The organism is Parafrankia sp. BMG5.11 (assembly GCF_004337455.1).
On record NZ_SJXI01000176.1, the window covers coordinates 1 to 8,494 of the forward strand.

An 8,494-nucleotide genomic window follows, 5' to 3' on the forward strand; every position below is an offset into this window, starting at 1 on the left:
CCGCAAGATAACGAAGAACCGGGGCCATTTCCCGGACCGGGACGCGGCCATGAAGCTACTGTATCTCGGACTCCGGAACATATCGAGTCAGCGAGGCGGCGAGTCCGGAACGGGAACCCACGGATGGAAAGTCGCACTCAACTCGCTGGTCAACCTCTTCCCTGGCCGTCTACCTTTCTGATACTCTCCACAAAGTAGGCTGTTCATCTCTGGCTTACACGAAAATCGTGACAGGCTCCACGACCGACCTCGCCGGCCCGGAGAACCGGCCTCAGCAGGTCCTGATCCGCCGCGCACGTACCGGCAAAAGGGAGCTTGCGTTCTTTCTCACCCACAGTCCGCGGCCGGTTCCGCTTGCCACCCTCGTCACCGTCGCGGGCCAGCGCTGGGGAATCGAGGAATGCTTCCAGTCAGCCAAGAACGAGGTCGGTCTCGACCATTACCAGGTTCGGCTCTACCACGCATGGTATCGGCACATCACCCTGGCGATGCTCGCGCACGCCTGGCTCGCTGTCACCGCGCTGAGAAACCGCGAACAAAACCCGCCGGCCGTCCCACCAGCGACGACCGCGGTGGGATACCAGCGCCTTCCCGGCGGCATCCCGATCGCCGAGCAGCCGGAACCGGATAGAGCCATGATGGCCCCACTCACCCTCAACGAGATCCGTCACGTCATTGCCCTTTTCGGACAGGCCGCCATCCCATCGGCCGTGATCACCTGGTGGTCGGACTGGCGTCGCAGCCACCAGGCACGCGCCCGCCATTACCACTTCCAGACCCGGATCCGCGCCGCTCAAGCAACCGCCACACCGGCGGCAGCTACATAGAGATCACTGGGGCTGTAGTACTACTTTCAGAAACGCGGCATCGACTATTTGATGAATGTGAAGGGGAACCAGCAGACCCTTCATGTCAAGGTCTTCTCCCGATACCTTCCGTTCCTCCAGGAAGATCCCGAAACGTGGTCGAAGAACGCTCCCACGGGCGGATCAGACGCTGGATGACCTGGACTACCACCGCCGACGGCATCGACTTCCCGAACGCAGCCACCGTGGCCGTCATCCGACGGGAAGAGTTCGACCTTGCGGGCAGAAGAGTCACGAAGGAATACGCCTTCATCATCACCAGCCTGCACGGCCGCCGCGCGTCCGCGGAAACGATCCACACCCACGTCCGCCAACATTGGGGCATCGAGGTGCGACATGAGGTCGCACTGTGTGAGTCAGTTAACTGAACTGGAGGGTCGGATATCGACAGTTAGCTGCGAGTGAGTGCCCGAACACTCGTCCCCGCTCCTGTCATGCGTCGCCGGTGACGGCGGGGTGTGGAGCACGGGAGGAAGCCCAAGGACCGCTGTTCCACCCGAGCGGTTACCGGCAAGGGGAAGACCGGAGGGGCGAACGTAGCGTGAACCCTTGTAAGCCTCGTTAACCAGAGCCTCGGATAGGTGGAAGTGACACCGAGGGGGAGGGCCGGCCGCTGGAACGCGGCACGTGCTGGCCGGAGTTTCAATGTCGGCCAGGTGGGCACCACGGCCCCGGGTATAGAGGGCGCCCGGTACCGGTCGTATCTCAGCAGTGCGGAACATGGAAACCCCGTCATAGGTCCGGTGGCTTGACCAGCGCCGGTAGGCCGACCGCGAGGGAGGCGGAATGCCCGGCGGGAACAGGATGGCCAAGAAGCGAACGGCGGCACGCCGAAAGGCGACAGGAAGGCGGAGCGTATGGTTGCACCCTCCAGGTGGCCGCTCTGTATAACTGGCCGCATACCAGGCTGGACCCGTGCCTGGGCCCGAAAGGGAGCTGACGTGGCCAGGTATGCCGTTGACAGAGTCGAAGCCCACGAACCGCCAGAGTCCGAAGGACAAGTTAGGCGCCTGTCATGACGACAACGACAACCACGGTGCTCGACGCCGAAAGGCTGCCGTTGCCGCGCGGCACGGTGAACGGACCGGAGGACCTCATCGACTGGGAGGCCGTCGACTGGCGGCACCAGAACGAGCAGGTACGGCGGCTACGGCAGAGGATCTTCAAGGCGACGCGGGACGGGGATCGGAAGAAGGTCCGCAACCTGCAGAAGCTGACTGCGCCACGAGGCGCCCGGTCATATCCCCGGTTCAGCCGGGAGGAACTCGAAGGGAGGTTCCTGGGTCTGATGGCTTACCTCGACCCGAAAGGCGTCGGGGAACAATAGCATGCCAGAAAACTGGCGGCCGTGTCCAGGTGTATGGAACGGTGCGTCGGTGGACCCGCGCGATACGGCTAAGGCTGGACTGCTTGAATCACAATCTCCAGAAGGTGCAACTGCACGCCCGCCGGAAAGACGCCTGTAACCGGCGCCGGCCCTGCACCGGCATAATTAGTTGGCCGGTGCAACCTTCGGGGCGCGGAGCGATGCCCAGTGAGGGCATTCAAGGAGATGAATGTGGAGCCTAAGTCGCGCTGTCACGTATGACCGGGACGAACGTGGGATCGCCTAAGGGGCGCGAGCCCTAAGGTGACACAGGCCCCGTAGTAGTCGTAGGAGTGACGACCTACCAAGGGGGACGAGAAGGCCGTCCGCAGGGCGAAGGGGGCCAGGTGACCGGATACTCGAAAACCGGGAGGTACGCGTAATGCAGAGCGCCGAAACGGTACTGAGTGTCCTCCGTGAACGCGGTAGGCGCGGCCTGCCGTGCAACGAGCTGTACCGGCAGTTGTTCAACCCGCAGATGTACGAACTGGCCTACGGACGCATCTACGCCAACAAGGGGGCGATGACGGCCGGGGCCGACGGGGAAACCGCGGACGGCATGTCGCTGGGTAAGATCGGCCGCATCATCGATGCGGTACGCCACGAGCGCTACCGATTCAAACCGGCGCGACGGGTCTACATCCCGAAGAAAGACCGGTCGAAGACAAGGCCGCTGGGCCTGCCGTCCTGGTCGGACAAGCTCGTCGGCGAAGTGGTCCGGCTCCTGCTGGAGGCGTACTATGAGCCGACGTTCTCCGACCGATCGCACGGTTTCCGTCCCCGCCGTGGGTGCCACACAGCTCTTACCGAGGTGGCCAACACGTGGACGGGGACGACCTGGTTCGTCGAAAGCGACATCACCGACTGTTTCGGGAGCTTGGATCACGAAATAATGCTCTCGGTGCTGGCGGAGAGGATCCACGACAACCGGTTCCTCCGGCTCATCAAACAGATGCTACAAGCCGGCTACCTGGAGGACTGGGTGTGGAACGCGACGCTCAGCGGCGCGCCACAGGGCGGCGTGGTCTCGCCCGTCCTCTCGAACATTTATCTGCACAGGTTGGACGAGTTCGTCGAGACAGTTCTCATACCGGAATGCACCCGAGGAGGACGCAGGGCACCCAATCCTGCATACGGCAAGGTGAAATCGGCCGCCCGGCGGGCACGCGCGCGCGGCGACCACGCCACGGCGCGGAAACTGCGCGCACGGCAACGGAGTCTGCCCAGTTCGGACCCGAACGACCCGAACTACCGGCGACTCCGATATGTCCGCTACGCAGACGATGCCCTCCTCGGGTTCACCGGACCACGAGCCGAAGCAGAGGAGATCCGATCGCGTCTCGCGACGTTCCTGCGTGACGACCTCAAGCTGGAACTCAACGAGGACAAGACTCTGATCACGCACGCCCGGACAGGCGCCGCGTCTTTCCTTGGCTACGAGGTCACCGTCCAGCACAGCAAGACCCGCCCGCGTGTCAACGGGACCATCGGGCTGCGTGTGCCACGAGCGGTGGTCAAGGCGAAATGCGCCCCCTACCTTCAGCACGGCAAACCCGAGCGCCGCCCCGAGTTACTGAATTTCGATGACCGACTCATCGTCAGTACCTACGGGGCCGAGTACAGGGGCATCACCCAGTATTACATGCTCGCCGGCGATGTCTGGAGACTGAACCGGCTGGAATGGGTCGCCAAGACATCCATGCTCAAGACGCTGGCCGCCAAGCACCGTACGACGGTGACGAAAATGGCCCACAAGTACCAGGCCAAGACCGACACCCCGCACGGGACACGCACCTGCTTCGAGGTCAGCGTCGAACGACCAGGCAAGAAGCCACTGGTCGCCAGGTTCGGTGGAATACCATTGAGACGGCAGGAAAAGGCGGTCGTCAATGACCGCCCACCCGTCCCGGCCACCACCCGCAAAGAGCTGCTAACCCGGCTCCACACGGGACAGTGCGAATGGTGCCAACGGCGGGCAGACGTCGAAGTTCATCAGGTCCGCTCACTCACCAGCCTCGCCAAACCGGGACGACCACAGCCCGCGTGGGCACAGCTCATGGCCGCGATACGCAGGAAGGCCCTCGTGGTCTGCTCCTCCTGCCACCAGGCCATCCACGCGGACACCCGCACCGCAGCCACGGCGTAAGTCACTGGAGAGCTACGTGCTCGGAAACGAGCCCGCGTGGTTCGGACCGGGGGCCGGTGGAAAAGGACCCGCCACGGCGGGCACCTCGCCACCGGCCTACCGGTGTTGCTGCGCAGCCGGGCGAACACGCTGGTCAGCGTGCGCCAGGTGACCCAGCGCAGTACCGGCCGTCACACCGGCGGGATCGACGGGCAGGTCGCCCTGACCCCGCGTGCCCGTGGCAAACTCGCGGCTCGGCTACACGCCGCGCCGCCGAGCGAGGCCCTGCCGGTGCGACGGGTGTATGTTCCCAAGAAAGGCGGAAAACATCGCCCGATCGGTATTCCTGTTATCGCGGACCGCGCCCAGCAGCAGCGGGTGCGTAACGCATTGGAACCCGAATGGGAGGCCCGGCTCGACCAGAAGCAGTACGGTTTTCGGCCGGGTCGCGGGTGCCACGACGCGATCGAGATGGTCCACAGAGTGCTAGCGGCGTCGAACGCGAAGCGTGAGTGGATCATCGATGCCGACCTGGCGTCCGCATTCGATAGAATCGACCACACCTTTCTGATGGGCAGGATCGGATGGTTCCCCGCCAGGGAGTAGATCCGGCAATGGCTAAAAGCGGGAGTGGTCGACAAGGGCCGGTTCGCACCGACCGAGGAGGGAACTCCTCAGGGCGGTGTGATCTCCCCGTTACTCCTGAACATAGCGCTTCAGGGAATGGAAGAGGCCGCAGGGGTCGAGTACGACTACCGTGGGATGGTGAAGGCCGGCCGCCCAACCGTCATAACGTATGCGGATGACTTTGTGGCCCTGTGCCACAGTCGTGAGCAGGCACAGGCGGTGCAGGCGAAGGTCGACACGTGGCTGGCGGAACGGGGTCTGACTCTGAACAAGGAAAAGACCGCGATCCGTCATGTCGACGACGGGTTCGATTTCCTCTCGTTCACCATACGCCGCTACCATCCCAAGGGCGGCGGAACGAAGGTACTCACCAGACCCAGCAAAGAAGCGCTTGCCAGAATCCGACGGGGAAACGCGGAGTCGCTGCGCTCCCTGCGCGGCGCCAACGTGGCCGCCGTGATCCAGGTCATGAATCCCAAGATCCAGGGCCAGGCGAACTACTTCCGTAACGGAGCATCAAAGGAGGCATATCAAAGCCTGGACGAGCACCTGTGGCAGCTGATCTACAAGTGGATACGCCACAGGCACCCGCACAGGAGTTGGAAGTGGGTCGTCAACCGCTACTTCGGTCCGTTCAACTCGGACAGAAACGACAGGTGGATCCTCAGCGACCGCACCAGCGGCGCCTACCTCCACAAGTACGCCTGGACGCCCATCGTCCGACATGCCCCGGTACCCGGCAGGAACTCACCCGACGATCCTGACCTCGCCCGCTACTGGAGCGACCGGCGGCGCAGACGAAAGCCGCCCCAGCTGGCGAAATCCCGCCTCAGCGCCATGCGCGCCCAAGACGGAACCTGCCCGCTGTGCGGTCTGCCGCTGCTGCTCGATGGCGACCCGCCGGACTCCCCCAGCCAGTGGGAGCACTGGTACGCCGCCGTCGGCAAGGTGATGACCTACACGGACATCACCGACAGCGAGAACCGGACGAAATACCGCCTTGTCCACACCGGCTGCGCCCGTCGGCAGGGAGACGGAACGCGGCCAGCCCGGACCAGCAGAGCAGGAACCCGCGCGCCCCTGAGGCGTGCTTGAGCCGTGTGCCGCGACGAGTGGCAAGCACGGTTCTGACGGGGCCCCGGCGCAGCAATGCGCCGGGGCTACCGGACAACAAGGTCCACTACGTGCGCGACACCATCTGGCGCGAGGACGCCAACCAGACCTACTCAGGAAACGGGCCACGCACTCTCGCTGTTCTGCGAAATCTCGCGCTCAGCCTTTTCCGGCTCCACGGCATTACAAAAGTCAAGGAGACAACCGAGTTCATCGCCCGCGCCCGCAACCGGGCCCTTACATTCCTCGCAACTTAACGTAGCGAGTCGCTACGCCGAGCGACCTTGGTGAGGCCCTGGTTCGAAGGGTGGGCCCACCTCAAGTATCTACCATGTCGGTTATCCGTACCGAAAACGGGCAGATAGTCGCCAGCGATAATATGGTATACCTGACAGTGTGTCGATAAAGTGACTGTGGCGGAACGTAACAACTGTGCTATGTGACAGGGCGTCGAGTTCAAGATTGATACTGTTTCAAGGTCTAAATTGAGGGTAGATTGGGAGTAGTAGATTGGGAGTAGGTAGGTGTTTAGAAGATAGTCGCGACAGAGTGGGGGTGGCGCGACGGCGTGGGTTTGGGATGATGAGTTGTTCGATCGCCTTGAGATCGGACTGAGTCTTACCTGCCTTCGAAATCGGCAGATCTGGCGAGTCAATGCGGCCATGTGCGACATTCTAGGCCGGTCGAGATTCGATCTTATTGGCGGTACCTGGGACGCTCTGGAGCCTCCCCCTGACGGTAACGGCTGGGAGGATGTGTCGCAGCTGCTGAACGGCGAACGGATTGTGTCGCGGCATCTGACCCGGTTCGCCCGCCTCGATGGCAGCGTGATTCATATCGTGATAACGACCCGAGTTGAGAAGTACGCAGACGAGTCTTGCTGTCTCGGCCAGATACTAGACGTGACCGACGCTGCCGTTACTCGCGACCAATTGCAGCTGATATTGGACAACAGTCCGGTTTCCATGGGGCTTACAGATCTGTCCGGCCGGATCGTAGTGTCAGGTGGCGGCTCCGTTCCTGCCCTGGCCGAGGACCTGGAGGCTGCCGGGCGGACGTCCATCTTCGAGGTTTTCAAGCACACCCCGGATACGCTGACAATGATGCGACGAGCGATGGACGGCGAGCCGTCCATCGGAATGATCCAGGCCTACGGACACTCCTACGACCTCCACATTAGGCCGATCCGTAATCCGGCCGGGCAGGTCAGCCACGTTGCTTCGATCGCCACAGACGTGACGGAGCGCGAACGAGCACATGATGAGCAGAGCACCGTCACCGAACTGGCTCATCAGGCGTTGCAGATCGTGGAGCCGGAACGGTTGTGGAACCACGCCGCCGCCGTCCTAGCCAGCCGGCTGGACGCGGCCGTCACCGTGCATATGACCGAACCAGGACACGGACCTGACCTGATCGCCGCGGTTGGAGCGCTGCCACCGGCTCCCGTCACCGCTGCGGCTGTCCGGGACGCCCTCCTAATCGGGCCGCCGGACCAGGGCGACGTAACAGGCGCGCGGAACCTCCGCCGGACGGGGCGCTGGTTAACTGTGTCCCTGCCGCTCGGCCGACCCAACGCGCCCGCCGCCATCCTCACCATCCACCGGACGGACCGGGAGCTTCACGAAGACGACGGCCAGGGAACGGCAGCCGAGCCGTTCACACCTGGCGAGGTGGAATTCGTCGATGCGGTCGCCAGTGTGCTCGGTGCCGCAGCGGTCCGGTTCGCGATGGAACGCGAAGCCAACTACCGTGCGTTGCACGACAGCCTGACCGACCTCCCCAACCGCGTCGCCCTGCTCGACCGGCTCAAGTGCAACCTCGAACAAAGCCGGAGCGACGGTCTCCGTACCGGCGTCATCTTCATCGATTTGGACGGTTTTAAGATTGTAAATGACAGCCTCGGTCATCTCGTCGGCGACGACGTCCTGCGTGAGGTAGCCGACCGCCTGCGTGCCTCGGCTCGGCCGAATGACGTCGTGGCCCGGCTTGCCGGCGACGAGTTCGCGATCCTCTGCGAACAGGTCTCCACGATCATGGAACTCGAGCGAGCGGCGCACGGTGTCATCACCGCACTTGCCAAGCCGATCGCGCTACCGGAAGCCGACGTTACAATTACCGCCAGTGCCGGAGTGGCAATCTCGGGTACCGGCCTCGCCAATGCCGATCGGCTCCTCAACGCCTCCGACGTCGCGATGTACGTTGCGAAACGAGCCGGACCCGGCCACTGCGTCGCTTACCAGCCGGCCATGCGCCTCGACCAGGCGACGTCACCGGCCCGGTAGGTCAACGGCGCTAGGGTCTGTTCCAAGTTCGGATCATGGGGTTGGCAGGGTGCGTAGCCAGAGGATGGATCCGCGTAGGTGGAGTCCTGCGGCGTAGCTTTCGGGTGTCTTGTCG

At 63.4% G+C, this 8,494-nt stretch carries 5 protein-coding genes and 3 pseudogenes; all 8 read left to right on the forward strand.

What is annotated here, in order from left to right; translation table 11 throughout:
• Positions 1-181: pseudogene (locus E0504_RS51795) on the forward strand (IS256 family transposase); the annotation flags it as partial.
• A gap of 58 nt (positions 182-239) precedes the next feature.
• Positions 240-827: pseudogene (locus E0504_RS49270) on the forward strand (IS701 family transposase); the annotation flags it as partial.
• A 134-nt stretch (positions 828-961) separates the two neighbouring features.
• Positions 962-1,234 carry a hypothetical protein gene (locus tag E0504_RS49275; protein WP_131628032.1) on the forward strand — a complete coding sequence of 91 codons (273 nt, stop codon included), beginning with the start codon at positions 962-964 and terminating at the stop codon, positions 1,232-1,234.
• 647 nt (positions 1,235-1,881) lie between these two features.
• Positions 1,882-2,193, forward strand: a complete 312-nt coding sequence (locus E0504_RS49280; protein WP_131628034.1) for a reverse transcriptase N-terminal domain-containing protein — start codon at positions 1,882-1,884, stop codon at positions 2,191-2,193.
• Positions 2,194-2,614: 421 nt separating this feature from the next.
• Positions 2,615-4,378, forward strand: a complete 1,764-nt coding sequence (locus E0504_RS49285) for a reverse transcriptase/maturase family protein (RefSeq protein WP_207974739.1) — start codon at positions 2,615-2,617, stop codon at positions 4,376-4,378.
• 102 nt (positions 4,379-4,480) lie between these two features.
• A pseudogene (ltrA, locus tag E0504_RS54865) lies at positions 4,481-6,079 on the forward strand (group II intron reverse transcriptase/maturase).
• Between the two features lie 89 nt (positions 6,080-6,168).
• The gene (locus tag E0504_RS49300; RefSeq protein WP_131628040.1) at positions 6,169-6,354 is read left to right on the forward strand and encodes a hypothetical protein; all 186 of its coding nucleotides are present in this window, start codon (positions 6,169-6,171) and stop codon (positions 6,352-6,354) included.
• 330 nt (positions 6,355-6,684) lie between these two features.
• Positions 6,685-8,379, forward strand: a complete 1,695-nt coding sequence (locus E0504_RS49305) for a bifunctional diguanylate cyclase/phosphodiesterase (RefSeq protein ID WP_243658001.1) — start codon at positions 6,685-6,687, stop codon at positions 8,377-8,379.
• The last annotated feature ends 115 nt before the right edge of the window (positions 8,380-8,494 follow it).